This is a genomic window from Streptomyces sp. NPDC127068, from assembly GCF_042724695.1.
Taxonomy (GTDB): domain Bacteria; phylum Actinomycetota; class Actinomycetes; order Streptomycetales; family Streptomycetaceae; genus Streptomyces.
Window position 1 is genome coordinate 68,198 of sequence record NZ_JBHXEN010000011.1, and the last position, 25,945, is coordinate 94,142.

The 25,945-nt window shown below is 72.4% G+C and carries 22 protein-coding genes and 1 riboswitch; of the genes, 13 read left to right on the top strand and 9 right to left on the bottom strand.

The features are described from left to right. Positions 1–628 precede the first annotated feature (628 nt). The 4 genes from rlmN to ACFWIA_RS09385 all read left to right on the top strand — a co-directional run bounded on the left by rlmN (position 629) and on the right by ACFWIA_RS09385 (position 5,980). Complete coding sequence (gene rlmN / locus ACFWIA_RS09370) at positions 629–1,735, top strand: 23S rRNA (adenine(2503)-C(2))-methyltransferase RlmN (protein WP_385491585.1); 1,107 nt, start codon at positions 629–631, stop codon at positions 1,733–1,735. Positions 1,736–1,825: 90 nt separating this feature from the next. After that, a riboswitch (TPP riboswitch) is annotated at positions 1,826–1,946 on the top strand. Between the two features lie 85 nt (positions 1,947–2,031). Next, entirely contained in the window at positions 2,032–3,120 is a 1,089-nt protein-coding gene (locus ACFWIA_RS09375) for a thiamine ABC transporter substrate binding subunit (RefSeq protein ID WP_387002011.1), read from the top strand. A gap of 146 nt (positions 3,121–3,266) precedes the next feature. Continuing rightward, positions 3,267–4,877 carry an ABC transporter permease gene (locus ACFWIA_RS09380; protein WP_387002150.1) on the top strand — a complete coding sequence of 537 codons (1,611 nt, stop codon included), beginning with the start codon at positions 3,267–3,269 and terminating at the stop codon, positions 4,875–4,877. Next, on the top strand, positions 4,877–5,980 hold the full coding sequence (locus ACFWIA_RS09385; protein ID WP_387002013.1) for an ABC transporter ATP-binding protein: 1,104 nt from the start codon (positions 4,877–4,879) through the stop codon (positions 5,978–5,980). Before ACFWIA_RS09380 ends, ACFWIA_RS09385 begins: the two co-directional genes overlap by 1 nt. Positions 5,981–6,009: 29 nt before the next feature. On the opposite strand, the gene ACFWIA_RS09390 is transcribed toward ACFWIA_RS09385, so the two are convergent. Beyond that, positions 6,010–6,417: a VOC family protein gene (locus ACFWIA_RS09390; RefSeq protein WP_387002015.1), complete on the bottom strand. Its 408-nt coding sequence runs from the start codon at positions 6,415–6,417 to the stop codon at positions 6,010–6,012. A 344-nt stretch (positions 6,418–6,761) separates the two neighbouring features. Here ACFWIA_RS09390 and ACFWIA_RS09395 point away from each other — a divergent pair, with 344 nt between their 5' ends. Then, positions 6,762–7,925 carry a serine hydrolase domain-containing protein gene (locus tag ACFWIA_RS09395; protein WP_387002017.1) on the top strand — a complete coding sequence of 388 codons (1,164 nt, stop codon included), beginning with the start codon at positions 6,762–6,764 and terminating at the stop codon, positions 7,923–7,925. A gap of 26 nt (positions 7,926–7,951) precedes the next feature. Here the strand turns inward: ACFWIA_RS09395 and ACFWIA_RS09400 are convergent, their stop codons facing one another. From ACFWIA_RS09400 to ACFWIA_RS09415, 4 genes are all read right to left on the bottom strand, one after another. After that, positions 7,952–9,163, bottom strand: a complete 1,212-nt coding sequence (locus ACFWIA_RS09400) for a hypothetical protein (protein ID WP_387002019.1) — start codon at positions 9,161–9,163, stop codon at positions 7,952–7,954. Then, a complete protein-coding gene (locus ACFWIA_RS09405; RefSeq protein WP_387002021.1) occupies positions 9,145–9,900 on the bottom strand; it encodes an ABC transporter ATP-binding protein in 756 nt (251 codons plus the stop codon). Before ACFWIA_RS09405 ends, ACFWIA_RS09400 begins: the two co-directional genes overlap by 19 nt. A 188-nt stretch (positions 9,901–10,088) precedes the next feature. Beyond that, complete coding sequence (locus ACFWIA_RS09410; protein ID WP_387002023.1) at positions 10,089–11,483, bottom strand: aspartate aminotransferase family protein; 1,395 nt, start codon at positions 11,481–11,483, stop codon at positions 10,089–10,091. After that, positions 11,468–11,965 (bottom strand): Lrp/AsnC family transcriptional regulator, encoded by a 498-nt coding sequence (locus tag ACFWIA_RS09415; RefSeq protein WP_387002025.1) that lies wholly within the window; start codon positions 11,963–11,965, stop codon positions 11,468–11,470. The genes ACFWIA_RS09410 and ACFWIA_RS09415 overlap by 16 nt, the downstream gene beginning before the upstream one ends. 196 nt (positions 11,966–12,161) lie before the next feature. On the opposite strand from ACFWIA_RS09415, the gene ACFWIA_RS09420 reads away from it, so the two are divergent. Next, positions 12,162–13,601 carry a gamma-aminobutyraldehyde dehydrogenase gene (locus tag ACFWIA_RS09420; protein WP_387002027.1) on the top strand — a complete coding sequence of 480 codons (1,440 nt, stop codon included), beginning with the start codon at positions 12,162–12,164 and terminating at the stop codon, positions 13,599–13,601. A 58-nt stretch (positions 13,602–13,659) separates the two neighbouring features. On the opposite strand, the gene ACFWIA_RS09425 is transcribed toward ACFWIA_RS09420, so the two are convergent. The 3 genes from ACFWIA_RS09425 to ACFWIA_RS09435 all read right to left on the bottom strand — a co-directional run bounded on the left by ACFWIA_RS09425 (position 13,660) and on the right by ACFWIA_RS09435 (position 16,918). Beyond that, complete coding sequence (locus tag ACFWIA_RS09425) at positions 13,660–14,826, bottom strand: serine hydrolase domain-containing protein (protein WP_387002029.1); 1,167 nt, start codon at positions 14,824–14,826, stop codon at positions 13,660–13,662. Positions 14,827–14,956: 130 nt separating this feature from the next. Beyond that, the gene (locus tag ACFWIA_RS09430; RefSeq protein WP_387002031.1) at positions 14,957–15,685 is read right to left on the bottom strand and encodes a glycerophosphodiester phosphodiesterase; all 729 of its coding nucleotides are present in this window, start codon (positions 15,683–15,685) and stop codon (positions 14,957–14,959) included. A gap of 132 nt (positions 15,686–15,817) precedes the next feature. Next, positions 15,818–16,918: an adenosine deaminase gene (locus tag ACFWIA_RS09435; protein WP_387002033.1), complete on the bottom strand. Its 1,101-nt coding sequence runs from the start codon at positions 16,916–16,918 to the stop codon at positions 15,818–15,820. Positions 16,919–16,986: 68 nt separating this feature from the next. On the opposite strand from ACFWIA_RS09435, the gene ACFWIA_RS09440 reads away from it, so the two are divergent. After that, on the top strand, positions 16,987–17,694 hold the full coding sequence (locus ACFWIA_RS09440) for a hypothetical protein (RefSeq protein ID WP_387002035.1): 708 nt from the start codon (positions 16,987–16,989) through the stop codon (positions 17,692–17,694). Here ACFWIA_RS09440 and ACFWIA_RS09445 read toward each other — a convergent pair. After that, positions 17,660–18,358: an NADAR family protein gene (locus ACFWIA_RS09445; protein WP_387002037.1), complete on the bottom strand. Its 699-nt coding sequence runs from the start codon at positions 18,356–18,358 to the stop codon at positions 17,660–17,662. The two genes, ACFWIA_RS09440 and ACFWIA_RS09445, sit on opposite strands and share 35 nt — an antisense overlap. Positions 18,359–18,563: 205 nt before the next feature. Here ACFWIA_RS09445 and ACFWIA_RS09450 point away from each other — a divergent pair, with 205 nt between their 5' ends. The 6 genes from ACFWIA_RS09450 (at position 18,564) to ACFWIA_RS09475 (ending at position 25,898) form a co-directional block, all read left to right on the top strand. Beyond that, positions 18,564–20,087, top strand: a complete 1,524-nt coding sequence (locus tag ACFWIA_RS09450) for a gamma-aminobutyraldehyde dehydrogenase (protein WP_387002039.1) — start codon at positions 18,564–18,566, stop codon at positions 20,085–20,087. Between the two features lie 74 nt (positions 20,088–20,161). Beyond that, on the top strand, positions 20,162–21,403 hold the full coding sequence (locus tag ACFWIA_RS09455) for a spermidine/putrescine ABC transporter substrate-binding protein (RefSeq protein ID WP_387002041.1): 1,242 nt from the start codon (positions 20,162–20,164) through the stop codon (positions 21,401–21,403). Between the two features lie 108 nt (positions 21,404–21,511). Beyond that, the gene (locus ACFWIA_RS09460) at positions 21,512–22,699 is read left to right on the top strand and encodes an ABC transporter ATP-binding protein (RefSeq protein ID WP_387002043.1); all 1,188 of its coding nucleotides are present in this window, start codon (positions 21,512–21,514) and stop codon (positions 22,697–22,699) included. Then, positions 22,696–23,649 carry an ABC transporter permease gene (locus ACFWIA_RS09465; protein WP_387002045.1) on the top strand — a complete coding sequence of 318 codons (954 nt, stop codon included), beginning with the start codon at positions 22,696–22,698 and terminating at the stop codon, positions 23,647–23,649. The genes ACFWIA_RS09460 and ACFWIA_RS09465 overlap by 4 nt, the downstream gene beginning before the upstream one ends. Further along, positions 23,649–24,449 carry an ABC transporter permease gene (locus tag ACFWIA_RS09470; protein ID WP_387002047.1) on the top strand — a complete coding sequence of 267 codons (801 nt, stop codon included), beginning with the start codon at positions 23,649–23,651 and terminating at the stop codon, positions 24,447–24,449. Before ACFWIA_RS09465 ends, ACFWIA_RS09470 begins: the two co-directional genes overlap by 1 nt. Positions 24,450–24,479: 30 nt before the next feature. Next, positions 24,480–25,898 (top strand): NAD(P)/FAD-dependent oxidoreductase, encoded by a 1,419-nt coding sequence (locus tag ACFWIA_RS09475; RefSeq protein WP_387002049.1) that lies wholly within the window; start codon positions 24,480–24,482, stop codon positions 25,896–25,898. Positions 25,899–25,945 lie beyond the last annotated feature (47 nt).

Below are 25,945 nucleotides of genomic sequence, written 5' to 3' on the forward strand. Positions count from 1 at the left end.
GTCGTCCACGGGACGACCGGCCCTCACCGTTTCCCGTCACCAGCCGCGTGCGCGAGGGCTCAGCGCTTCTTGGTCCGCCGCCGTTGCGGGGGCGTCCAGGGCCCCCGGTGGAGCTGGCAGCGGGAGTAGCCGACCATCGCCGGGTTCCTGCACGGCTTGCCCGTCGTGGTCCGTGTCGATCCGCACTTGATCTGGTAGCCCACGTGTCCTCCCCTGTTCCTTCCCTGTGGCCTTCGGGTTCCGGCGGGTCCGCGTTCGGTTCCCGTCGGGTTCCGTCGGAGCGCGACAGTCGCATCGTCGGACGGAGGGGCCGGCCTGCGGGGGCCGTTGCCCCCGGTGGTCCGGAATTCGGGCTTTTGCGGCCGAATCCGGTGGTCCGTGCGCCTGCTCGTGCCCTCCGGTCGAGACGAAGCGGGCGACGGCCCGTCCGGTGCGCGGTGCCGTTGTGACTCGTGGCACCGTGCCCGGCCCCCCGTTCCCGTCGGCACGGGCCGTCGCACGGTGCCCCCGGCCGCGACCACCAGCGCGAACGCGACGGGCACCGGGTCGCCCGCAGTCGACGGGGGCGGCCGGAGCCGCCCGGGACGCACCCGGGCCACCGGCTCGCGTCTGCGACACTGGAGGCACCATGCCCAAGCCCGGAGAACTCACTTTCGTCGCCCCGCGCGGAGCCAAGAAGCCCCCGCGGCACCTCGCCGACCTCTCGCCCGCCGAGCGCAAGGAAGCCGTCGCCGCCATCGGCGAGAAACCGTTCCGCGCCAAGCAGCTCTCGCAGCACTACTTCGCGCGGTACGTCCACGACCCCGCACAGTGGACGGACATCCCGGCCGGCGCGCGCGACAGGTTGCAGGAGGCCCTCCTCCCGGACCTGATGTCCGTGGTGCGGCACATCAGCTGCGACGACGACACCACCCGCAAGACGCTGTGGCGCCTGTTCGACGGCACCCTCGTGGAGTCGGTGCTGATGCGGTACCCGGACCGGGTCACCATGTGCATCAGCTCCCAGGCCGGCTGCGGAATGAACTGCCCCTTCTGCGCCACCGGCCAGGCGGGGCTGGACCGCAATCTGTCGACGGCCGAGATCGTGCACCAGATCGTGGACGGCATGCGCGCGCTGCGGGACGGGGAGATCCCCGGCGGCCCGGCGCGCCTGTCGAACATCGTGTTCATGGGCATGGGCGAGCCGCTGGCCAACTACAACCGCGTCGTGGGGGCGATCCGTCGCCTCACCGACCCGGAGCCGGACGGCCTCGGCCTGTCCCAGCGCGGGATCACGGTGTCGACGGTCGGGCTCGTCCCCGCGATCCGCCGGTTCACCGACGAGGGCTTCAAGTGCCGGCTCGCGATCTCCCTGCACGCGCCCGACGACGAGCTGCGCGACACCCTCGTCCCGGTCAACACGCGCTGGAAGGTCCGGGAGGTCCTCGACGCCGGCTGGGAGTACACCGAGCGGTCCGGTCGGCGGCTGTCCATCGAGTACGCCCTGATCCGGGACATCAACGACCAGGCGTGGCGCGGTGACCTGCTCGGCCGACTGCTCAAGAACAAGCGGGTGCACGTCAACCTGATCCCGCTCAATCCGACGCCCGGCTCGAAGTGGACCGCGTCCCGTCCCGAGGACGAGAAGGCGTTCGTGGAGGCCATCGCCGCGCACGGGGTGGCGGTGACCGTCCGGGACACCCGGGGCCAGGAGATCGACGGGGCCTGTGGACAGCTGGCGGCATCCGAACGCTAGAGCGGTACTCTTGTCCCGAACGCCCGCATAGCACCCTGTGCGCAGCGAGCGGTTCGCGCCATTCGCAGCACGTTCACGACAGACAACTGCATTTTCCGACAGGGGAGCGCCACAGCGCTGAGAGTGCGGCAGCCGGGTCACACCGGCGGGCCGCAGACCCTCTGAACCTCGCCCGGGTCATTCCGGGTAGGAAGTTCGGTCACCACTCAAGCTGTTGCGCCCTGCCCGCGCTCCCGCCCCGGGGGCCGCGGGCGGGGCCGCGTCTCTTCCTGGTCCGCTCCAGGAGGAACAACCACGTGAGCACCACCAAGAAGGCCACCGCCGTCGCCCTCGCGGCCGGGCTGGGCCTCGTCACCCTCTCCGGCTGCGCCGAGAGCAGCGACGACGGGCACGGCAGCGCGTCCAAGACGGTCACCCTGGTCAGCCACAGCTCCTTCGCCGCCTCCGAAGAGGTGCTGGAGGAGTTCGAGAAGGAGTCCGGTTACACGCTCAAGGTCCTGGAGGACGGGGACGCGGGCGTCGCCGTCAACAAGGCCATCCTGACCAAGGGCAACCCGCAGGGCGACGTGTTCTTCGGCATCGACAACACCCTGCTCTCCCGCGGCCTCGACAACGACCTCTTCACGCCGTACGAGGCGGCGGGCGCGGACAGCGTCCGGCTCCCGAAGCGGCCGTTGCTCGACAAGCAGGACCGGGTCACCCTCGTCGACACCGGCGAGATATGCGTCAACTACGACAAGAAGTACTTCGCGGACAAGGGCGTGACCCCGCCGGAGACCTTCGACGACCTGGTGAAGCCGGCGTACAAGAACCTCCTCGTGGTGGAGAACCCGGCCACCTCCTCGCCCGGCCTCGGCTTCCTCATGGGCACCGTCGCCCAGCAGGGCGGCGCCGCGTGGCCCGACTACTGGAAGAAGCTGAAGGACAACGGCGTCAAGGTCGTGGACGGCTGGGACCAGGCGTACAACGAGGAGTTCTCCGGTTCCGCCGGCGGCAAGAAGGCCGGCGGCGACCGTCCGCTCGTCGTCTCGTACGCCTCCTCCCCGCCCGTCGAGGCGATCTACTCCGACCCCAAGCCCGCCGAGGCGCCGACCGGCGTCTCCACCGGCACCTGCTTCCAGCAGGCGGAGTACGCGGGGCTGCTCGCGGGTGCGAAGAACCCGGAGGGCGGCAAGGCCCTGCTGGACTTCATGAGCGAGCGCACCTTCCAGGCGGACCTGCCGCTGAACATGTTCGTGGACCCCGTGCACAAGGACGTCAAGGTCCCCGCGGACTTCGCCCGGTACGCGGTGGAGGTGCCCTCGCCGCTGACGATGGACCCGGAGCGGATCGCCGACCACCGTGACCAGTGGGTCAAGCAGTGGACCTCGCTCGTAGTGAAGTAGGCCGCGCGGCCGACGCCCCCCGCCCCGGTGACCCGCTCGGGTCGGGGGCGGCGGCCGGCACGGGCCCCGGGCGCACCGACGCCCCCGGGCCCGCGGCCCCGCGCACCCGGTCGGATCGCCGGGGCGCCCTGCTGCGCTGCGCGCTGATGGCGCTGCCGGTGGTGTTCTTCGCGGTGTTCTTCGCCTACCCGGTGACCGCGATCGTGGCGCGCGGGCTGCGGCCGGAGGGCGTCTGGCAGCTCGGGGCGATCGGGGAGGTGCTGGCCCGCCCGGAGATCCGCGAGGTGCTGTGGTTCACCACCTGGCAGGCCCTCGCCTCGACGGCGCTGACCCTGCTGATCGCGCTGCCCGGCGCCTACGTCTTCGCCCGGTTCGCCTTCCCCGGCAAGCAGGTGCTGCGGGCCGTGGTCACCGTGCCCTTCGTGCTGCCCACCGTCGTCGCCGGCTCGGCGTTCCTCGCCCTCCTCGGCCGCGGCGGTCTGCTGGACCGGGCGGCCGGCGTACGGCTCGACACCACCGTGTGGGCGATCCTGCTGGCGCACGTCTTCTTCAACTACGCGGTCGTGGTGCGCACCGTGGGCGGACTCTGGGCCCAACTCGACCCCCGGCAGGAGGAGGCCGCCCGGGTGCTCGGCGCCTCCCGGTTCGCCGCCTGGCGGACGGTGACCCTGCCCGCGCTGCGGCCCGCCGTCGCGGGAGCCACCCTGATGGTGTTCCTGTTCACCTTCACCTCCTTCGGCGTGGTGCAGATCCTCGGCGGCCCCGCGTTCTCCACCCTGGAAGTGGAGATCTACCGGCAGACCTCCCAGATCTTCGACCTCTCCAGCGCGGCCGTGCTCACCCTGGTGCAGTTCGTCGCCGTCGGTCTGATCCTCGCCGTCCACGCCTGGAGCGTGCGCCGCCGGGAGCACGGGCTACGGCTGGTCGACCCCTCGATCACCGCGCGCCGCCCGCGCGGTGCGGGGCAGTGGGCGCTGCTCGCCGGGGTGCTGGCCACCGTCGCCGGGCTGATCGTGCTGCCCCTCGGGGTGCTGGTGGCCCGCTCCTTCCAGGACGCCGACGGGGCCTTCACCCTCACCTACTACCGGGCGCTCACCTCCGCCGAGGGCGGCGCGTTCCTCGTGCCGCCCATCGACGCCATCGGCAACTCCCTGCTGTACGCGCTCGCCGCCACCGCCATCGCCCTGGTCATCGGGGGGCTCGCCGCCGCCGCACTGACCCGGCGCGCGGGGCGCCTGGTGCGCGGCTTCGACGCGCTGCTCATGCTGCCGCTGGGGGTGTCCGCGGTCACCGTCGGCTTCGGGTTCCTGATCACCCTGGACGAGCCGCCGCTCGACCTGCGGGCCTCCTGGTGGCTGGTGCCGCTGGCGCAGGCCCTGGTCGGGGTGCCGTTCGTGGTGCGCACGATGCTGCCCGTCCTCAGGTCCGTCGACGGGCGGCTGCGGGAGGCGGCGGCCGTGCTCGGCGCCTCGCCGTGGCGGGCCTGGCGCGAGGTGGACCTGCCCCTGGTGCGGCGGGCGCTGCTGATCGCCGCCGGGTTCGCCTTCGCCGTCTCGCTGGGCGAGTTCGGGGCCACGGTGTTCATCGCCCGCCCCGACGAACCGACCCTGCCCGTCGCCGTCGCCCGACTCCTGGGCCGCGCCGGGGAACTGAACTACGGCCAGGCCATGGCCCTCTCGACCCTCCTGATGGTGGTGTGCGCCGTGTCCCTGCTGCTCCTCGAACGCCTCCGTACCGACCATGCGGGGGAGTTCTGATGACCGCGAACCCGGCCACCACCGGCACCGGCACCACGACCGGCACCGGCAAGGACACCGGCACGGACACCGACACCGAAGCGGCGCTGCGGCTGGACGGCGCGACCGTGCGCTTCGGCGCCCACACCGCGCTGGACGCGGTCTCGCTCGACGTCGCCGAGCACGAGGTCGTCTGCGTGCTCGGCCCCAGCGGCAGCGGCAAGTCCACGCTGCTGCGGGCGGTCGCCGGGCTCCAGGACCTCGACGCGGGACGGGTACTGCTCGGCGGCCGGGACCGGACGGGAACGCCGGCGCACCAGCGGGGCGTGGGCCTGATGTTCCAGGACCACCAACTGTTCGCCCACCGCGACGTCGGCGCCAACGTCGCCTTCGGCCTGCGGATGCACCGGGCCCCGCGGGCCGAGCAGGAGGCCCGGGTGGCGGAACTGCTGACCCTGGTGGGCCTGCCCGGCGCGGCCCGGCGGGCCGTCGCCTCGCTGTCCGGTGGGGAGCAGCAGCGGGTGGCCCTCGCCCGTGCCCTCGCGCCGCGCCCCCGGCTGCTGCTGCTCGACGAGCCGCTGGGCCAACTCGACCGCACCCTGCGCGAACGGCTCGTCGTGGAGCTGCGGGAACTCTTCGGCGCCCTGGGCACCACGGTGCTCGCGGTCACCCACGACCAGGGCGAGGCGTTCGCGCTCGCCGACCGGGTGGTGGTGATGCGGGACGGCCGGGTCGCCCAGACGGGCAGCCCGCTCGACGTCTGGCAGCGTCCGGCGGACGAGTTCGTGGCCCGTTTCCTCGGCTTCGACAACATCGTCGCGGGCGTCGTGACCGGCGGCACGGCGCGCACCGCCTGGGGCGAGCTGACCGTGCCCGGGGAGACGCCGGCGGGGGAGCGGCTGGTGCTGGTCCGTCCGGCGGGAGTGCGGCTGGTGGGGCCGGACTCGGGGCTGCCCTGCGCGGTGACCGCCCGGACCTTCCGCGGCACCCATGTCGCACTGCGCCTCCAGCCGGCGGGCGGGGCGCCCCCGTTGGAGGCCGCGTGCGGGCTGCGGGACGCACCGGAGCCCGGGCAGCGGGTCGGGGTGGAGTTCGATCCGGCGGAGACGGTCGTCCTGGGCTGACCGCCGACGGCCGGTTCACCCGGTCGGGGTCAGCCGGGGATGGTCGCCGGGTCCATCCAGACGATCTCCCAGGTGTGACCGTCCAGGTCGTCGAAGGAGCGGCCGTACATGAACCCGTGGTCCTGGGTGTCGCCCGCCGGGGTGGCGCCCAGGGAGAGCGCGGTGTCGACCAGCTCGTCGACCTTGGCGCGGCTCTCGGCGCTCAGTCCCAGCAGCACCTGGCTGGACTTGGTGGCGTCCGCGATGGGCTTCTTGGCGAAATCGGCGTACCGCTCGTGGTCGAGCAGCATGACCACGATCGTGTCGCTGACCACCACGGAGGCGGTGTGGTCGTCGGAGAACGCGGGGTTCAGCTCGTAGCCCAGCCCGGTGAAGAACTCCTTGGAGGCGGCCAGGTCGGCGACGGGGAGGTTCGGGAAGATCATCTGCTGGTACACGGGGGGTCCTCTTTCATGAGTTCCATGAGTTCCATGAGTTCTATGGAGTTTCGCGGTGTTCTCGTGGTGCCGGGCGGTCGCCCACCGTCCACCGCGGACCGCCCGGGAGCGCCGGGTGCCGCGCCGGGCCGTGCGATGCGTGGCGATGCGCCGTTCAATGAGTAGACGGGGGAGCCGCCCGGAACTCATCGCTGCCGCGCGAAGTTGCTCGTACGAATGCGCGGGCCGTCCCCTGGAAGGGTGAATCCCGGTGTTCCGATGACTTCGGGCCGCCCCGGGAGTCCCCCCTGCGGACCCGCCCCGGCACCCGGCCCGGGGCGCGGCCACGAACCGAAAGGCACAGCATGTCCGACACCAGCACCGATCTGGGCGGTCTCCTCCGGGCCGGGGTGGCCGACGGAACGGTCCCGGGCGCCGTGGCCCTGGTCGCCGGCCCCGGCCGGACCGAGATCGCGGTCGTCGGCACGGCGGACACCGGGGGCACCGCGCCGATGGCCAGGGACAGCATCTTCCGCATCGCCTCGCTCACCAAGGTGGTCACGGCCGCCGCCGTGCTTACCCTGGTGGAGGACGGCACGCTGGCCCCGGAGGACCCCGTCGACCGGTGGCTGCCCGAACTGTCGTCCCCCGTCGTCGTCCGGGACCCGTACGGTCCGGTGGACGACGTGGTGCCCGCCGACCGCCCCCTCACGGTGGGCGACCTGCTCACCGCCCGCGCCGGGTACGGCTTCCCCGCCGACTTCGACCTGCCGGCCGTCACCCCCCTGCTCACCGAACTGCACCAGGGGCCGCCGCGCCCGGACCTCACGCTCACCCCCGACGAGTGGACGGCGACCCTGGCCCGGGTGCCGCTGCTGGCCCAGCCCGGTGCGCAGTGGCTCTACAACACCACCTCCGACCTCCAGGGCGTGCTGGTCGCCCGGGCCGCGGACCGCCCGCTGCCGGAGTACCTGGCGGACCGGCTGTTCGAGCCGCTGGGGATGACCGACACGGGCTTCCACGTGCCGCCCGCCAAGCTCGACCGCTTCACCAGCCAGTACCGGCCCGCCGACGGGGGCGCGCTCGACCTGGTGGACGCCCCCGACGGGGCGTGGAGCCGTCCGCCGTCCTTCCCGTCCGGCGCCGGGGGGCTGGTCTCCACCCTCGACGACTGGTGGGCGCTGTACCGGATGCTGCTCGCCGACGGAGCGGGCCCCGACGGCCGCCGGGTGCTCGCCCCGGAGTCGGTGCGCCGGATGCGCACCGACCACCTGACCCCCGCCCAGCGCGAGGCCGGCGCCCTCTTCCTCGAAGGCCAGGGCTGGGGGTACGGGGGCGCCGTCGACGTCCTGGCCGTCGACCCGTGGAACGTGCCGGGCCGCTACGGCTGGACGGGCGGTACGGGAACCACCGCGCACCTGGTCCCCGCCACCGGCACCGTCACGATCCTGCTGACCCAGGTGGAGCTGACCGGGCCGCAGCCCCCGACGCTGATGCGGGACTTCTGGGCGTACGCGCAGCGGGGCTGAGGCAGCACGGCCGGGGCGAGTGCGGGTCAGCGGTCCAACGGGGCCGCGGCGAGCGCCGCGACCGCCCAGGTCAACGGGCCGAACAGCAGGCACAGGGCGGCGACGCGCAGCAGGGCCGCCGCCCGCAGGGCCGCGGCGGGCGCCCCCTGCCGCAGCAGGGCCGCCGTGGTCCGGGACCTGGCCTGCCGGGCCTCGACCGTGGCCAGGGCGAGCGCGGCGACCGCGCACCCCACGACCAGGCCCGCGCCCAGCACGCTCAGCGGACCGGTGTCGGGCTCGGAACCCGTGTACAGCGTGGCCGCCGCGTAGGCGCCCGCCGCGACCGCGCAGACCACGCCGAGCGGCCGGCCGATCCGGTGGGCCTCCCGCTGGAGCACGCGCCCCGCCAGCAGCCGCACCGCCCCCGGCCGCACGGCCTGCACGGCCCGCCCGCACAGGTACGTCATCCCGGGTCCGGCGAGCGCCAGCCCGACCGCGGTGAGGGCCCATCCGACGAGCACGCTCAGCGAGCCGCCCGCCAGTCCGCCCGGCAGCCGCAGCCCCGGGGCGGGGCCCGATCCGCCGGCGTACGACTCGACGGCGAGGCCCGCCGCGAGCAGGGCGATCCCCCAGGGCAGACCGGCGGGCGTCGCCGGGGCGGCCGGCGGGAGGTCCGCGTCGTCCACGGGGTCGTCCGGGTCGCGCACGACCGGTCGGCCGCCGCCGGCTCCCGCGCCCGGTTCGACGGGGGTCCTGGGCCGCAGCGACAGCACGGCGGTGGCGGACGCGGTCACCGGGACCAGGGCGAGCAGCGTCAGGATCGCCGCGAGGGGCAGCTCCCGGTCGGCGGCGAGCAGTTCGGAGGCCCCGCCGGCGAACGGCAGGAACCCGAGGTCCCCGCGCAGGTACAGGAAGAGCAGCAGCGCGGCCAGGGCGCCGACGGTGCTGGCGCCGGCCGTCGACACCGCGGCGAACACCGCGCGCCGCGCCGGGCCGAGGCCCACCGCGGACAGTCCGCGGCGCGGTCGGGTGGCCGGATCGGTGCGCGCCACCGCCAGCGCCAGGTACGCGGTCGCCGCGAGGGGCGCCGCGCACCAGGCGAGCCGCAGCGAGGAGCCGACGGCGGCCCAGGGGTGGCCGAGCGCGTAGCCGAAGGTGCACAGCAGCAGGAGGGCGGTGCCCGTCGAGGCGGCCGTGACGAGGAGCCGGCGGGCCTGGACGGAGGGGCTGGCGCCGCGCGCTAGACGGAGAGCGAGCACGCGGCCCGGCCTTCCGTCGCACCGTCGGGCAGGCCGACCGGGCCGGACAGCCGCCCGTCGACCAGGGACACCGTCCGGTCGGCGAGGGCCGCGGTGTCCGGGTCGTGGGAGGCCAGGACGACGGTGATGCCGTGGGACCGGGCGGCCGTGGTGAGCGTGCGCAGCAGTTGGGCCCGGTCGGCGCGGTGCAGGGCGGCGGTCGGCTCGTCGGCGAAGACCACGGACGGCTCGCCGATCAGGGCCCGGGCGAACGCCACCCGCTGGCGCCCGGCCCGCAGCAGGGCGTGCGGGCGCTTGCGGGCCTGGTCGGCGACGTCCAGCCGGGCCAGCCACTCCAGTGCGGCGGCCTTCGCCGTGCGGCGGGGGACCCCGGTCAGCATCAGCGGCAGGGCCACGTTCTCCCAGGCGTTCAGCTCCGGCACCAGGCCGGGCTCCGCCTCCACCCAGCCGAACCGGTCGCGGCGCAGCCGTTCCCGGGCGGCCGGGCCGAGCGTGTGCACGGGGACGCTGTTGAACCACACCTCGCCGCCGCGTCGGGGGAGCAACTGTCCGGACAGCAGCCGCAGCAGGGTGGACTTCCCGCTGCCGCGGGGCCCGGTCACGGCGAGGATCTCGCCCTCGCGGACCCCCAACGAGACGCCCGTGAGCGCGGGCGAGCCGTGGTACGAGAAGCTCAGGGAGCGGGCCCAGAGCGCGTCGTTGTCCGGCGGGGCCGACGGGGGCGACTGGGGCGTCATGCGGCGTGCACCTCGGTTCAGTTCCGTTCCGTCCCCCGTACGGGGGAACGAAGCCCGGGCCGATCGGTCACTGGGCACCGTAGGCAGGACCGCCGCCGCTCCCCGGAAAGCACACGGCCCGGGCGCGCCCTTCTCACTCGGAAGGGTGCGCCCGGGCCGTGTTCACGTCCGGCTGGGGGTGCCGTGACCTACAGGAGGGTCCACGCCTCCTGGAGGACGCCGCGGATGATCTGCTCCATCTCGTCGAAGGTCGACTGGTCGGAGGTCAGCGGCGGGGACAGCTGGATGACCGGGTCGCCACGGTCGTCGGCGCGGCAGTAGAGGCCGTTCTCGAAGAGCTTCTTGGAGACGTGGCCGTAGAGGATGCGCTCGGACTCCTCGTCGTTGAAGGACTCCTTGGTGGCCTTGTCCTTCACCAGCTCGATGCCGTAGAAGTAGCCGCTGCCGCGGACGTCACCGACGATCGGCAGGTCGTTGAGCTTCTGGAGGGTGGCCAGGAACGCGGCCTCGTTGTCGAGGACATGCTGGTTGAGGTTCTCGCGCTCGAACAGGTCGAGGTTGGCGAGGCCGACGGCCGCGGAGACCGGGTGGCCGCCGAAGGTGTAACCGTGCAGGAAGGTGTTGTCGCCCTTGTAGAACGGCTCGGCGATCCGGTCCGAGACGATGCAGGCACCGATCGGGGAGTAGCCCGAGGTCATGCCCTTGGCGCAGGTGATCATGTCCGGGACGTAGCCGAACTTCTCGCAGCCGAACATCGTGCCGAGCCGGCCGAAGGCGCAGATGACCTCGTCCGAGACGAGCAGGACGTCGTACTCGTCGCAGATCTCGCGCACCCGCTGGAAGTAGCCGGGCGGGGGCGGGAAGCAGCCGCCGGCGTTCTGCACCGGCTCCAGGAAGACCGCGGCGACGGTCTCCGGGCCCTCGAAGAGGATCTGCTGCTCGATCTGGTCGGCGGCCCAGCGGCCGAACAGCTCCGGGTCGACGCCGTCGCCGTGGTCGAGGAACGAGGGCGCCCGGTAGATGTTGGTGTTCGGGACCTTGTGCGCACCCGGCACCAGCGGCTCGAAGGGCGCCTTCAGGGCGGACAGGCCGGTGATCGACAGGGCTCCCTGCGGGGTGCCGTGGTAGGCGACCGCGCGAGAGATGACCTTGTGCTTGGTGGGCTTGCCCTGGAGCTTGAAGTACTGCTTGGCGAGCTTCCAGGCGGTCTCGACGGCCTCGCCGCCGCCGGTGGTGAAGAAGACCTTGTTGAGGTCGCCCGGGGCGTAGTGGGCTATCCGCTCGGCCAGCTCGACGGCCTTTGGGTGGGCGTAGGACCACACGGGGAAGAAGGCCAGCTCCTGGGCCTGCTTGAAGGCGGTCTCCGCCAGCTCCGTGCGGCCGTGTCCGGCCTGGACGACGAACAGACCCGCGAGACCGTCCAGGTAGCGCTTGCCCTTGTCGTCGTAGATGTAGGTGCCCTCACCACGCACGATGGTGGGAACGGGCGCGTTCTCGTACGACGACATGCGCGTGAAGTGCATCCAGAGGTGGTCGTACGCGGTTCGGCTGAGGTCCTTGCTCACGGCTATCGGGTTCCCCACATATAGGTCTGCTTCTTGAGCTTCAGGTAGACGAAGCTCTCGGTGGAGCGCACCGCGGGCAGGGCCCGGATGCGTTTGTTGATCACATCGAGCAGGTGGTCGTCGTCCTCGCAGACGACCTCCACCAGGAGGTCGAACGAGCCCGCGGTCATCACCACGTACTCGACCTCCGGCATGGCGCTGAGCGCGTCGGCCACCGGGTCCAGATCGCCTTCGACGTTGATCCCGACCATCGCCTGTCTGCGGAAGCCCACGGTGAGCGGGTCCGTGACGGCGACGATCTGCATCACGCCCTGGTCGAGCAGCTTCTGGACCCGCTGGCGCACGGCCGCCTCGGAGAGGCCGACGGCCTTGCCGATCGCGGCGTACGGCCGGCGGCCGTCCTGCTGGAGCTGTTCGATGATGGCGAGGGATACGGCGTCCAGCGGGGGAGAGCCGTTCCCGTTCCGGGAGTCCCTGGGTTCTGCGCTACGACTGGCCACGTCAACCACTGTGCACGAGGTCTCGTCGCTTTCGCAAGGCCAGAGCGATGAAATTCGTTGTCGCAAGCTTTAATCTGAACGGATTTCGTAGTCACCCGTGCCCAGGTATGTTGAAAGCGTCAGTCGCTGATTAGCATCGACACAGGTGGGTGTCTCACCCACCGGACACTTGACCATCTGACTGGAGGGCCTGGCAGTGAGCACCCAGCTGCGTCGTCTGCGCAACTACATCGACGGAGAATTCCGGGACGCCACCGACGGACGGACCACCGAGGTGGTCAACCCCGCCACCGGCGAGGCGTACGCGACCGCCCCGTTGTCCGGCCAAGCGGACGTCGACGCCGCGATGGCCGCCGCCGCGGCGGCCTTCCCCGCCTGGCGGGACCTGACGCCGAGCGAACGGCAGAAGGCCCTCCTCAAGATCGCGGACGCGGTCGAGGAGCGGGGCGAGGAACTGATCGCCGCCGAGGTCGAGAACACCGGCAAGCCGATCGGTCTGACCCGCTCCGAAGAGATCCCGCCCATGGTCGACCAGATCCGGTTCTTCGCCGGCGCGGCCCGCATGCTCGAAGGCCGCTCGGCCGGCGAGTACATGGAGGGCCTGACCTCGATCGTCCGCCGCGAGCCCATCGGCGTCTGCGCCCAGGTCGCCCCCTGGAACTACCCGATGATGATGGCCGTGTGGAAGTTCGCCCCGGCGCTCGCCGCGGGCAACACCGTCGTCCTCAAGCCGTCCGACACGACCCCCGCGTCGACCGTGCTGCTCGCCGAGATCATCGGCTCCATCGTGCCCAAGGGCGTCTTCAACGTGGTCTGCGGCGACCGCGACACCGGCCGCGCCATGGTCGAACACCCCACCCCCGCGATGGCATCCATCACCGGTTCGGTCCGCGCCGGCATGTCCGTCGCCGAGTCCGCCTCCAAGGACCTCAAGCGGGTCCACCTGGAGCTCGGCGGCAAGGCGCCCGTCGTGGTCTTCGAGGACACCGACATCCCGAAGGCCGTCGAGGACATCTCCACCGCGGGCTTCTTCAACGCCGGCCAGGACTGTACGGCCGCCACCCGCGTCCTCGTCCACGAGTCCATCCACGACGAGTTCGTGGCCGCCCTCGCCAAGGCCGCCTCCGAGATCAAGACCGGCCAGCCCGACGACGAGGACGTCCTGTACGGGCCGCTGAACAACCCGAACCAGCTGGCGCAGGTCTCCGGGTTCATCGAGCGGCTGCCCGCCCACGCCAAGGTGGAGGCCGGCGGCCGGCGCGTCGGCGACAAGGGCTACTTCTACGCCCCCACCGTCGTCTCCGGCCTGAAGCAGGACGACGAGATCATCCAGAACGAGGTCTTCGGCCCCGTCATCACCGTCCAGCCCTTCACCGACGAGGCCCAGGCCGTCGCGTACGCCAACGGCGTCGACTACGCCCTCGCCTCCTCCGTGTGGACCAAGGACCACGCCCGCGCCATGCGGATGTCCAAGGTCCTCGACTTCGGCTGCGTGTGGATCAACACCCACATCCCGCTCGTCGCCGAGATGCCGCACGGCGGGTACAAGAAGTCCGGCTACGGCAAGGACCTCTCCGCGTACGGCTTCGACGACTACACGCGCATCAAGCACGTGATGACCTCGCTGGACGGCTGACCGTCCCGCGCTCCCGGACCCCCGCGGTGTGCCCGGCGCACCGCGGGGGTCCGGGACGTCACGGGGTGAACGCGGCCAGCCCGATGGCCAGGGCGGTCGCACTCATGTCGGGCCCCTTCGCGTCCGTGCTGGTGACCGAGTGCACCAGGGTACGGGTGCGGTCCTCGCTCACGGCGACCATCGTGTGGTACCCGTGCCGTCCGCCCGTCTTCAGCCACACCTTCGGCCCGCCCGGCACGGCGAACAGCTGGAAGCCCGCGCTCATCGACGCGCCCTTCGGGTCCTTCACCTCGGGCAGCGTGAACATCTCCGCCAGCTGCGGCTCGGGGACCACCTTCCCCCGCACCAGCGCCTTCATCAGCCGTTCCAGGTCGGCGGTCGTGGAGATCATGTCGCCCGCCGCGAAGCGGTCGTACTGGTTCCAGCGCGTCACGTCGACGTACCCGGTCGTCCCGTCCGCCTTCCGCACCTTCTGGTAGCCCCGGTTGTGCGGGCCGCGGATCTCCGGATCGCTGCCCGGGAAGTACGTGTCCCGCATCCCCAGCGGACCGAAGATCCGCCGCTGCGCCTCCCGTGCGAACGGGCGGCCCGTCACCTCCTCGACGAGCATGCCGAGGATCGTGTAATGGATGTTCGCGTACCGCTGGGCGTCGCCCGGATCGTGCGCGGGCCCCCTGGCGACCCCCGCGGCCACCACCTCGCGGTAGTCCAGCGTGTCCAGCCGCCCCGCGTACTCCTCGTCCCAGGTCTTCGGCGGTCCGTCCGCCGACTGGATGCCGCTGGTGTAGGTCAACAGGTGCCGCACGGCCACCGGGTCGAAGGTCGACGGCAACAGGTCGGGGAGGTAGCGCTGCACCGGAGCGTCCAGGTCGATCCGCCCCTCGGCGGCCAGTTGGAGCACCAGCGCACTGGTGACGACCTTGGTGGTGGACCCGGCGCGGAACCGCCCGTCCCGCAGGGCCGCGCGCCCCGACTCCAGGTCCCGGACGCCCGCCGAGCCCCGCCAGACCGCCCCGCCGCCCACCCGGACCTGGGCCGAGGTCGCGTCCGCGTTCGGCAGGCCGGCGAGGGCCGCGCGCAGCGCCGTCCGGTTGAGGTCGTCGGGCGCGGTCGTGGCCGCGGCGGCCGGGGCAACCGGCGCGGCCACGGCGGGCGCGGCCAGCGCACCGGAGACCAGTGCGGTGACGAGGGCGGCGGCGACGGCCGCGGAACGGGTCCGGTTCATGGTGTCCTCTGGTGACTGCTCGGTGATCGACCACCCCAGTCTCATCGGCCCGCGGCGCCCCCGCCTCGTCATCGGGGAGGGGCCCGACCCCTAGGCAACCTCGGGGTTTCCACGGAGACATGAGGGACCGTCAGCCAGGGCTCGCCGGGTGGTCCGGGCCGGCGCCGGGACGGCCGGGCCCCGGGAGCCGCAGAGCGGTGAGGGTGGCGACGCGGTTGGTGGTGATCGAGTCGACGCCCGCCGCGAGCAGCCGCCGCATGGACCGGCGGGTGTCCGGCGTCCACACCGACAGCAAGTGGCCGCCCTCGTGGACCCGCCTGGCGAGCGCCCGGTCGACCAGCCCGAAGCGGTAGTTGAGCCAGCGCGGCCGTACCGCGTCGAGCAGTGCGGGCCGGGGCGGGGCGAGGGTCGTCCAGGTGAGCGCGATCTCGGCGGCGGGGTCGGCCGCCCGGACGGCGAGCATGGTGCGCGCCCCCGCGCAGTAGTACACGCGGTCGGCGGCCCCGCAGTCCCGGATCACGCCCATGATCCGGCGCGCCCCGGCGGGCGACGCACCGGGCAGGTCGACCATCACCCGGGCCCCGTCGGCCGCGGCCAGCGCGTCGACCAGGGTCGGCACCCCGCCGCCGGTCAGCTCCCGCAGCTCCTCGGCCCGCAGGCCGTCCAACGCGCGGTCGTGCCCCCACAGTCGGGTGAGGGTCGCGTCGTGCAGCAGGACCGGCACCCCGTCCCGGGTGAGCCGGACGTCGACCTCCACGGCGTCCGCCCCGAGCGCGAGCGCGGAGCGCAGCGACGGCAGGGTGTTCTCACGGACCCGGTACGGGTCGCCGCGGTGGGCGACGGTGGTGACAGCGCGCATGGGGACATTGTGCGCGAGGCCCGCACCGGCGCGGCGCCCACCCCGCAACGGGCCGGCGCGGTACGGCCGGTGGCGCTCACCCGGCCGTACCGTACGTCCGTCCGGTACGCGTGGGTCACCGGCGGCGGGACGTCACCGTGCGGACCAGGCAGCCGTGTACGCGTCGATCTCCTCGGCCAGCCGGGTCTTGCCCGCGGGGTCCAGGAACGACGCCTCCACGGCGTTCTTGGCGAGGTCCGCGATCCCCCGCTCGTCGAGGTCGAGCAGCCGGGCCGCCACGCCGTACTCGCTGTTGAGGTCCGTGCCGAACATCGGCGGGTCGTCGGAGTTGATGGTGACCAGGACGCCGGCCTCGACCATCGCCGCGAGCGGGTGCTCCGCCAGGCTGGACACCGCACGGGTCGCGACGTTCGACGTCGGGCACACCTCCAGGGCGATCCGGTGCTCGGCGAGGTGCGCGAGCAGCGCCGGGTCCTGGGCGGCGCTGGTGCCGTGGCCGATCCGCTCGGCGCCCAGCTCGCGCAGCGCGTCCCAGACGGTCTCCGGGCCGGTGGTCTCGCCGGCGTGCGGCACGGAGTGCAGACCGGCCGCGATCGCCCGGTCGAAGTAGGGCTTGAACTGGGGCCGCGGCACCCCGATCTCCGGTCCGCCGAGCCCGAACGACACCAGCCCCTCGGGCCGCAGCCCGTCGGTGACGGCGAGTCGGACGGTCTCCTCGGCCGCCGCGAGACCGGCCTCGCCGGGAATGTCGAAGCACCAGCGCAAGGTGACGCCCAGCTCGGCCTCGGCGGCCTTGCGGGCGTCCTCGATGGCGGCCATGAACTCCCGCTCGTCGATGCCCCGCCGGACCGAGGAGTACGGGGTGACGGTCAGCTCGGCGTACCGGACGTTCTGCCGTCCGAGGTCGCGCGCCACCTCGTAGGTCAGCAGCCGGACGTCCTCGGGGGTGCGGACCAGGTCCACGACCGACAGGTAGACGTCGACGAAGTGGGCGAAGTCGGTGAAGGAGAAGTAGTCCGCCAGGGCCTCGGGGTCCGTGGGCACCTTGGAGTCGGGGTGCCGGGCGGCCAACGTGGAGACGATCCGGGGGGAGGCGGAGCCGACGTGGTGCACGTGCAGTTCGGCCTTCGGCAGCCCTTCGATGAAGGCGTGCAGATCGGTCAAGGGGTCCTCCCCGGGAAAGGCGCCGCGGACGGCGCGGGTGATCGGCTGATCGGTGGTGCGCCCGCTCATCGTAGGTGGCGCGGGCGGGTCGGTGCCGGGTCGTACGATGACCGGACCGGTGACGGAGGGGGCGGGCGATGTCCGAGGAGCGACGGGACGCGAGACGGGAACCGGGGGAGCCGTGCGACCGGCCGGTCGGGCCCGTCCCGGGCGACGCCGGGGACCCGGGCGGTACGACGTCCGGTGCCGCCCCCGCCGACCCCTGGGCGCTTCCCCCGGACCGCAAGTCCCCCGCGGACCGGCTGCCCCCGAGCGCACCGGACCGGCAGCGCCCCGCGCACACCGGCCCGGCGGCGGACCCCTTCGCGACCCCGTCCCCCGCGCGGGTCACCGCCCACCCGCCCGTGCCCGTGGCGTACGCCCCGCTGCCGGCCCACGGCACGCCGCACTCCGGTCCCGTGACGAGACCCGTGCCGCCCCCGCCGCCGGGCCCCGAAGGCCCGGGCGTACTGTCGGTGCCGTACCCCTTCCCGGGCGCCCCTCCGGCCCCCGTGCACCACTCCGTCCCGGGCCCGGGGTGGCGTGCCTTCCCGCCGCCCCCGAACAACAGCTTCGGACTGACGGCGCAGATCCTCGGCATCGTCTCGCTGGGCGTGTGGCTCTGGCCGGTCACCCTGGTGACGGGCGTACTGGCGCTGGTCTACGGGGGGCTCGCCCGGTCGAGGGTGGCCAAGGGACTGTCCACCAACCCGGGGCAGGCGCGGGCCGGGATGATCTGCGGAGGGGTCGGCCTGCTGCTCGCCGTCGGCCTCACCGTCGCGATCGTCCTCGTCGAGGGCCGCTGACCCCGGCCGGCCCGTCCCCGTACCCGTCATCGGTTCGGCCCGCCCCGGCGGCGCGGCGCAGCTCCGTGCGGGCGCGCATCAAGGCGAAGCCCAGCAGATTGAGCCCTTGCCACTGTCGGGGGTCGGCCGCGCGCGCGTCGTCCGCGGTGAGGCCGATGCCCCAGATCCGGTCGTGCGGGCTCGCCTCCACCAGCACCCGCGAGCCCGTGGCGAGCAGGAACCCGCACAGGGCCGGGTGCTGACCGAACTTGTGGACGTTGCCCTCCACGACCAGGGAGAGCCGCTCCCCGGCCCAGAGCGCCTCGTCGAAGTTCCGCACCCGCCGACCGGCTGCCTTCGCCGCGCCGGGATGCGCTGCCGTCAGGGCCGCCCGTTCGGCTTCCGGGTCGTCGAACAACCGGGCCTTCGCGGCCATCATCCAGTGCTCCGCGGTGGCGTAGGTGACGCCCTCCACCGAGAACGGCGACGGATACCACTGACTCAGACAACTGCGGTCCACCCCGTTCGCCGCGGAGGGTCGGTGGCCCCAGAAATACAGGTACTCCACGGGAATTCCGAAGGCCGTCACCCCTCGTAGTTCCTCCAGGTCCCGAAGGCCGGGCAGGGCCGCCACCGGTCGTCGGTCGGATCTGTGCTGACCTGCGCGCTTCTTGTGTTCCCCCATGCACGCCACCTTCCCACGCACCACGGACAATCCGTCCTGGGTTTTTCCGTTGGACTCGACAGGTGGTCGACAGATTCCGTCGCGTAACCAAAAGGCAACAACGGAATCACTTGTTGGCGTTCGGGGCCCATGTCAGGATCGGCACTCAAATCGAGCCGAAGCTACGCCGGGCCCCGGTTACCGGGCGACGGCGGAGGAGAGTGCCATGCACCACCCGGGCCACCGCTTCGAGGCACAGGACCGTTTCGCCGAGGGCGCCCAGCACATCGGGGGCCGTCCGACGAAGGGCACCTCAGGGCGTACCCACACCGTCGTCGACCCCGCCACGGGGGACGCGGTGTACACGTACGAACTGGCGGGCGCGGCGGACGTCGACGCCGCCGTCGAAGCGGCCGGGCGGGCGTTCCCCGCCTGGGCGGGCGCCACCCCCGGTGAGCGTTCCGACGCCCTGCACCGCTTCTCCTCCGTCCTCGCCGAGCGCGCCGACGAGCTCGCCCGGGCCGAGTCCCTCCAGTGCGGCAAACCGATCAAGCTGACCCGGGAGTTCGACGTGCCCGGCACGATCGACAACGCCGCCTTCTTCGCGGGCGCCGCCCGGCACCTCCAGGGGCAGTCGGCGGGCGAGTACTCCAGCGACCACACCTCGTACGTGCGCCGGGAGCCCATCGGCGTCGTCGGCTCCATCGCGCCCTGGAACTATCCGCTCCAGATGGCCGCCTGGAAGGTGCTCCCGGCGATCGCCGCGGGCAACACCATCGTCCTGAAGCCCGCCGAACTCACCCCGCTGACCTCGCTGATGTTCGCCGAGGCGGCCGTCGAGGCCGGCCTCCCCGACGGCGTCGTCAACGTCGTCACGGGAGCGGGGTCCGAGGCGGGCGAGCACCTGGTGGGCCATCCGGGCGTGGCGATGACCTCGTTCACCGGCTCCACCGCGGTCGGCAAGCGGGTCGCGGAGATCGCCACCAGCACCGTCAAGCGCCTCCACCTGGAGCTGGGCGGCAAGGCGCCCTTCGTGGTCTTCGACGACGCCGACCTGGAAGCCGCCGTGCACGGCGCGGTCGCCGGGGCGCTCATCAACAGCGGACAGGACTGCACGGCCGCCACCCGTGCCTACGTGCAACGCCCGCTGTACGAGGCGTTCATCGCCGGGGTCGCCGACCTGATGGTCACCGTCCGGCTCGGCGACCCGTTCGACCGGGCCACCGACATGGGCCCCCTGGTGTCGCACGCGCACCGCGACCGGGTCGCCGGGTTCGTCACCCGGGCCCGCGGTTACGCCCGGGTGGTGACCGGCGGCGAGGCCCCCGGCGACGACCTGTCGAGCGGCGCCTTCTACCGGCCCACCCTGATCGCGGACGCCCCCCAGGACAGCGAGATCGTCCAGGCGGAGATCTTCGGACCGGTCCTGGTCGTCGTCCCGTTCGACGAGGACGACGAGGGCATCCGGCTCGCCAACGACACCCCGTACGGGCTCGCCGCCTCCGCGTGGAGCCGGGACGTGTACCGCACCCACCGCGCGACCCGCGAGATCCAGGCGGGCTGCGTCTGGATCAACGACCACATCCCGATCATCAGCGAGATGCCGCACGGCGGGTACCGGGCGTCCGGCTTCGGCAAGGACATGTCCGCGTACTCCTTCGAGGAGTACACGCAGATCAAGCACGTCATGTTCGACAACACCGCGGTGGCCAGGAAGGACTGGCACCGCACGGTCTTCGGAGACCGGTAAGCCCATCGGCACCGCCGGGGCCGGCCGCTCGGCGCGAGACCGGCCCCACCCCTGACGAAAGGGGCACCACGCGCATGCAGTACGAGCCAGAATCCCTCTCCCCGGCGCAGGCGGCCGCCCTGCGACGCAGCCTGCGGGGCGGCAGGGCCGCCCTCTCCCGCCGCACCCTGCTGCGCGCCTCGACCGGGGGAGCGCTCGCCGCGGGCGGCGTCGCCGCGCTGAGCGGCTGCGGCATCCCCCCGGCGGCCAAGCCGCAGGGCATCAGCTCCGAGGACCACTCGGACCGGGAGAAGCGGGTCGTCTTCTCCAACTGGACCGAGTACATGGACGTCGACGAGAGCGGCAAACGGCGGCCCACCCTGGACGCGTTCCGCGAGCGCACCGGGATATCCGTCAAGTACACCGAGGACATCAACGACAACGTCGAGTTCTTCGGCAAGGTCAAGCCGCAGCTCGCCGCCGGGCAGGACATCGGGCGGGACCTGATCAACGTCACCGACTGGCTGGCCGCCCGGCTGATCCGCTTCGGCTGGGTGCAGAAGCTCGACCCCGCCAACCTGCCGCACGCGTACGCCAACCTCTCCCAGCAGTTCCGCAGCCCCGACTGGGACCCCGGGCGGGCCTACTCGTACCCGTGGACGGGCATTCCGGCGGTCATCGCGTACAACAAGAAGGCCCTCGACGGGCTGGAGGTGCGGTCCTTCGGGGACCTGTTGGACCAGCCGAAGCTCAAGGGCCGGGTCTCGCTGCTGTCGGAGATGCGGGACACCATGGGGCTCGCCCTGCTCGACCTGGGCAAGGACCCCGGCAAGGTCACCGACGACGACTTCGACGCGGCGATCGCCCGGGTGCAGAAGGCCGTCGACAGGGGCCAGGTCCGCCGGTTCACCGGCAACGACTACACGTCCGACCTGTCGAAGGGGGACATCGCCGCGTGCGTGGCCTGGGCGGGTGACGTCGTCCAGCTCCAGGCCGACAACCCGGACATCGACTTCGTCATCCCCGACAGCGGCTACATGATCGCCACCGACAACCTGCTGATCCCCAACAAGGCACGCCACAAGCGCAACGCCGAGCGGCTGATCGACTACTACTACGAGCCGGGGCCCGCCGCCCGACTCGCCGCGTACATCAACTACGTGTGTCCCGTCGACGGCGTCAAGGCCGAGCTGGCGAAGATCGACCGGAGCGCGGCCGACAACCCGCTGATCATCCCCGACCGGGAGATGGCGTCGAAGTCGCACTCCTTCCGTTCGCTGTCCTCCAAGGAAGAGACGGCGTACGAGGAGAAGTTCGCCAAGTTGACCGGCGCCTGACCGCCGTCCGCCGTCATCCGTACGGCACACGTGCCACCGGCCGCCCCACCCTTCACCCCCGGTACCCCGCCTCCTGGCCCCCTCGTCCCTCGACCTCCGGGATCCACCATGACGACCGAACACGGCGGCGATGTCCGCCTCACCGGGATCAGCAAGTCGTACGGCTCCTCCATCGCCGTGCACCCGCTCGACCTCACGGTGCCGCAGGGCTCCTTCTTCGCGCTGCTCGGCGCCTCCGGCTGCGGCAAGACCACCACCCTGCGGATGATCGCGGGACTGGAGGAGCCCACGACCGGCACCGTCCTCCTCGGCGACCAGGACGTGACCGCGCTGCCGCCCTACAAGCGGCCGGTGAACACGGTCTTCCAGTCGTACGCGCTCTTCCCGCACCTCGACATCTTCGAGAACGTGGCCTTCGGGCTGCGCCGGCGGGGCGTCCGATCGGTAGGGGAGCAGGTCGGGGAGATGCTCGACCTGGTGCAGCTGGGGGACTTCGCCCGCCGCAAGCCGCACCAGCTCTCCGGCGGTCAGCAGCAGCGCGTCGCCGTGGCCCGGGCGCTCATCAACCACCCCAAGGTGCTGTTGCTCGACGAGCCGCTGGGCGCCCTCGACCTGAAGCTGCGCCGCCAGATGCAGCTCGAACTCAAGCGCATCCAGACCGAGGTCGGCATCACCTTCGTGCACGTCACCCACGACCAGGAGGAGGCCATGACGATGGCCGACACCGTCGCGGTGATGAACCAGGGCCGGGTGGAGCAGCTCGGCGCCCCCGCGGACCTGTACGACCTGCCGCGGACGCCGTTCGTCGCCAACTTCCTGGGCACCTCCAACCTCATCGGGGCGTCCGTCGAGGCCCGTGACGGCGAGGACCTCGTGGTCCGGGCGGCGGAGGGCACCCTGCGGCTGCCGGCGGCGCGCTGTCCGGGCCGGGCCGCCCCGGGCGGGAAGGTGCTCGTCGGCATCCGGCCGGAGAAGATATCCCTCACGCACGCCGAGGACGCGAACGGGGTCGCGGCCGGCCGCAACCGGGTCACCGGGACGATCGCCGCGACCAGCTTCATCGGGGTGTCCACCCAGTACCTGGTCGACAGCCCCGACGCGCCCGCCGGTTCGCGCCTGGAGGTGTACGTCCAGAACGTGGAGCGGGACGCGCGGCTGGTGCCCGGAGCGCGGGTCGTCCTGCACTGGAACCCGGCGCACACCTTCGGACTGGACGCCGACGAGGGTGCCGCGAGCACGGGCGTAGCAGGCGTCGACGATGTCCAGGGCGGCGCTCCGGCGGGGGAGGCAGCGTGACCGCCGTCGCCGACACCACCGAGGACCCCACCGCGCCCGAGGCGTCCACGGCGCCCGGCGCCGGAGCGCCGCCGCCACGGCGCCGCAAGCGCGGGCGGCTGGTCCCGTACTGGCTGCTGCTGCCCGGCGTCCTGTGGCTGCTGGTGTTCTTCGTGCTGCCGCTGGTCTACCAGGCGTCGACCTCCGTGCAGACGGGCTCCCTCGAAGAGGGCTTCGAGGTCACCTGGCACTTCGCGACCTACTGGGACGCCCTCACCGAGTACGGTCCGCAGTTCCTGCGCTCGGTGCTGTACGCGGGCTCGGCGACGGTGCTGTGCCTGCTGCTCGGCTACCCGCTGGCGTACCTGATCGCCTTCCGGGCCGGCCGCTGGCGCAACGTGGTCCTCGTCCTGGTGATCGCCCCCTTCTTCACCAGCTTCCTGATCCGCACCCTGGCCTGGAAGACGATCCTCGCCGACAGCGGACCCCTGGTCGAACTCCTGGGCACCCTGCACGTCCTGGACGTCACCAGCTGGCTGGGGATGACGGACGGCGACCGGGTGCTCGCCACCCCGCTCGCGGTGATCTGCGGGCTGACCTACAACTTCCTCCCGTTCATGATCCTCCCGCTGTACACCTCCCTGGAACGGATCGACGGGCGGCTCCACGAGGCGGCCGGCGACCTGTACGCGCGGCCGTTCACCACCTTCCGCAAGGTGACGTTCCCGCTGTCGATGCCGGGCGTGGTCTCCGGCACCCTCCTCACCTTCATCCCGGCGTCCGGCGACTACGTCAACGCCGACCTCCTGGGCTCCACCGACACCCGGATGATCGGCAACGTCATCCAGACCCAGTTCCTGCGCGTGCTCGACTACCCGACGGCCGCCGCACTGTCGTTCCTGCTGATGGCCGCGATCCTCGTCGTGGTCACCCTCTACATCCGCAAGTCCGGGACGGAGGACCTGGTCTGATGAGCCTCCTGCGTTGGATCCGCCGCCACCTCGTCGTCCTCGCCGGTCTGCTGACCCTCGGCTACCTGCTGCTGCCGAACGTCATCGTCACGGTGTTCTCCTTCAACCAGCCGAAGGGCCGCTACAACTACGAGTGGCAGAACTTCTCCACCGAGGCGTGGCAGGACCCCTGCGGGGTCGCCGACCTGTGCGGCTCGCTGTCGCTCAGCCTCCAGATCGCCGCCTGGTCGACCCTCGCCGCCACCGCACTGGGCACGATGATCGCGTTCGCGCTGGTCAGGTACCGGTTCCGGGCCCGGGGCGCGATCAGCTCGCTGATCTTCATGCCGATGGCGATGCCCGAGGTCGTCATGGCCGCCTCGCTGCTGACGCTCTTCCTGAACATGGGGGCGGAGCTCGGCTTCCGGACGGTGCTCATCGCGCACGTCATGTTCTGCCTGAGCTTCGTGGTGACCGCGGTCAAGGCCCGGGTCATGTCCATGGACCCCCGCCTCGAACAGGCCGCGCAGGACCTGTACGCCGGCCCCGTCCAGACCTTCCTGCGGGTGACGCTGCCGATCGCGGCCCCCGGCATCGCGGCGGGCGCGCTGCTCGCCTTCGCGCTGTCCTTCGACGACTTCATCATCACCAACTTCACCGCGGGCTCCACCGTCACGTTCCCGATGTTCGTCTGGGGCTCGGCGCAGCGCGGAACGCCCGTTCAGATCAATGTCATCGGCACGGCCATGTTCCTGATCGCCGTACTGTTCGTGCTGATCGGCATGGTGATCAGCAACCGCCGCCGGAAGCGGCTGTCATGACCGGTACCACCCTGGTAGGGAGTTGACATCATGGCCGCAGGCGCCATGAACCGCTGGACCGCGTCGCTCGCCGACGCCCGCCCCGTGTCCTTCTGGCTCGACGACCCGGGCCGCCCCCCGGTGCTGCCCGCGCTCACCGGCACCGAGCAGTGCGACCTGCTCGTGATCGGCGGCGGCTACAGCGGCCTGTGGACCGCGCTGCTCGCCAAGGAGCGCGAACCCGACCGGGACGTCGTCCTGATCGAGGGCCGTGAGGTGGGCTGGGCGGCATCGGGCCGCAACGGCGGTTTCTGCGCCGCCTCGCTCACCCACGGCCTGGACAACGGACTGAGCCGCTGGCCCCACGAGATCGGCACCCTGGAGAAGCTCGGCGCCCGCAACCTCGACGAGATCGAGGCGGCCGTCGCCCGCTACGGCATCGACTGCGAGTTCGAGCGGACCGGTGAGATCGACGTCGCCACCGAGCCCTACCAGGCCGAGGAACTGCGCACCTGGCACCAGGACGTGCGGCGCCAGGGCCTCGGGGACGGCATCGAGTTCCTGGACGAGGAGGCCGTGCGCGCCCAGGTCGACTCGCCGCTCCTGCGCGCCGGGGTCTGGGACCGCGACGGGGTGGCGATGCTGCACCCCGCGAAACTGGTGTGGGGCCTCAAGGCGGCCTGCCTGTCCCTGGGCGTGCGCATCCACGAGCGCACCCCCGCCTTGTCCCTGGTGCGCCGGGGCGCCGGCATGGGCGTGCGCACCCCGTACGGCAGGATCCTCGCCCGCCAGGTGGCCCTGGGCACCAACGTGTTCCCGTCGCTGGTCAAGCGGGTGCGCCCGTACGTCGTGCCGGTGTACGACTACGCGCTGATGACCGAGCCGCTGACCCCGGAGCAACGCGCCTCGATCGGCTGGCAGGGCCGGCAGGGGCTCGGCGACACGGCCAACCAGTTCCACTACTTCCGGTTGACCGCCGACGACCGCATCCTGTGGGGCGGCTACGACGCGATCTACCCGTACGGCGGACGGGTGCGCGCCGAGTACGACGAGCGGCCCGAGACGTACGCCCGGCTCGCCCGGCACTTCTTCGGCTACTTCCCGCAGCTCGAAGGGGTGCGCTTCAGCCATGCGTGGGGCGGGGCGATCGACACCTGCTCCCGGTTCTCCGCCTTCTTCGGCACCGCCCACGAAGGGCGGGTCGCCTACGCGGCCGGGTACACCGGGCTCGGCGTCGGCGCCACCCGCTTCGGCGCCGACGTGATGCTCGACCTGCTCGCCGGCGAGCGCACCGAGCGCACGGAACTGGAGATGGTCCGCAAGAAGCCGCTGCCGTTCCCGCCCGAACCCTTCGCCTGGACGGGCATCGCCCTCACCAAGTGGTCCCTGGCCCACGCCGACCGGAACGAGGGCCACCGCAACCTGTGGCTGCGGACCCTGGACCGGCTGGGACTCGGCTTCGACAGCTGAACCGGACACCCGCCCACCCCGCCCCCACCCCGGGGCGGGGTGCTGTG

Coding starts and splice junctions, on each gene's coding strand:
- rlmN (WP_385491585.1), top strand. CDS start 629: ATGCCCAAGCCCGGAGAACTCACTTTCGTCGCCCCGCGCGGAGCCAAG.
- ACFWIA_RS09380 (WP_387002150.1), top strand. CDS start 3,267: ATGGCGCTGCCGGTGGTGTTCTTCGCGGTGTTCTTCGCCTACCCGGTG.
- ACFWIA_RS09385 (WP_387002013.1), top strand. CDS start 4,877: ATGACCGCGAACCCGGCCACCACCGGCACCGGCACCACGACCGGCACC.
- ACFWIA_RS09395 (WP_387002017.1), top strand. CDS start 6,762: ATGTCCGACACCAGCACCGATCTGGGCGGTCTCCTCCGGGCCGGGGTG.
- ACFWIA_RS09405 (WP_387002021.1), bottom strand. CDS start 9,900: ATGACGCCCCAGTCGCCCCCGTCGGCCCCGCCGGACAACGACGCGCTC.
- ACFWIA_RS09425 (WP_387002029.1), bottom strand. CDS start 14,826: ATGAACCGGACCCGTTCCGCGGCCGTCGCCGCCGCCCTCGTCACCGCA.
- ACFWIA_RS09430 (WP_387002031.1), bottom strand. CDS start 15,685: ATGCGCGCTGTCACCACCGTCGCCCACCGCGGCGACCCGTACCGGGTC.
- ACFWIA_RS09435 (WP_387002033.1), bottom strand. CDS start 16,918: ATGAGCGGGCGCACCACCGATCAGCCGATCACCCGCGCCGTCCGCGGC.
- ACFWIA_RS09440 (WP_387002035.1), top strand. CDS start 16,987: ATGTCCGAGGAGCGACGGGACGCGAGACGGGAACCGGGGGAGCCGTGC.
- ACFWIA_RS09445 (WP_387002037.1), bottom strand. CDS start 18,358: ATGGGGGAACACAAGAAGCGCGCAGGTCAGCACAGATCCGACCGACGA.
- ACFWIA_RS09450 (WP_387002039.1), top strand. CDS start 18,564: ATGCACCACCCGGGCCACCGCTTCGAGGCACAGGACCGTTTCGCCGAG.
- ACFWIA_RS09455 (WP_387002041.1), top strand. CDS start 20,162: ATGCAGTACGAGCCAGAATCCCTCTCCCCGGCGCAGGCGGCCGCCCTG.
- ACFWIA_RS09460 (WP_387002043.1), top strand. CDS start 21,512: ATGACGACCGAACACGGCGGCGATGTCCGCCTCACCGGGATCAGCAAG.
- ACFWIA_RS09470 (WP_387002047.1), top strand. CDS start 23,649: ATGAGCCTCCTGCGTTGGATCCGCCGCCACCTCGTCGTCCTCGCCGGT.
- ACFWIA_RS09475 (WP_387002049.1), top strand. CDS start 24,480: ATGGCCGCAGGCGCCATGAACCGCTGGACCGCGTCGCTCGCCGACGCC.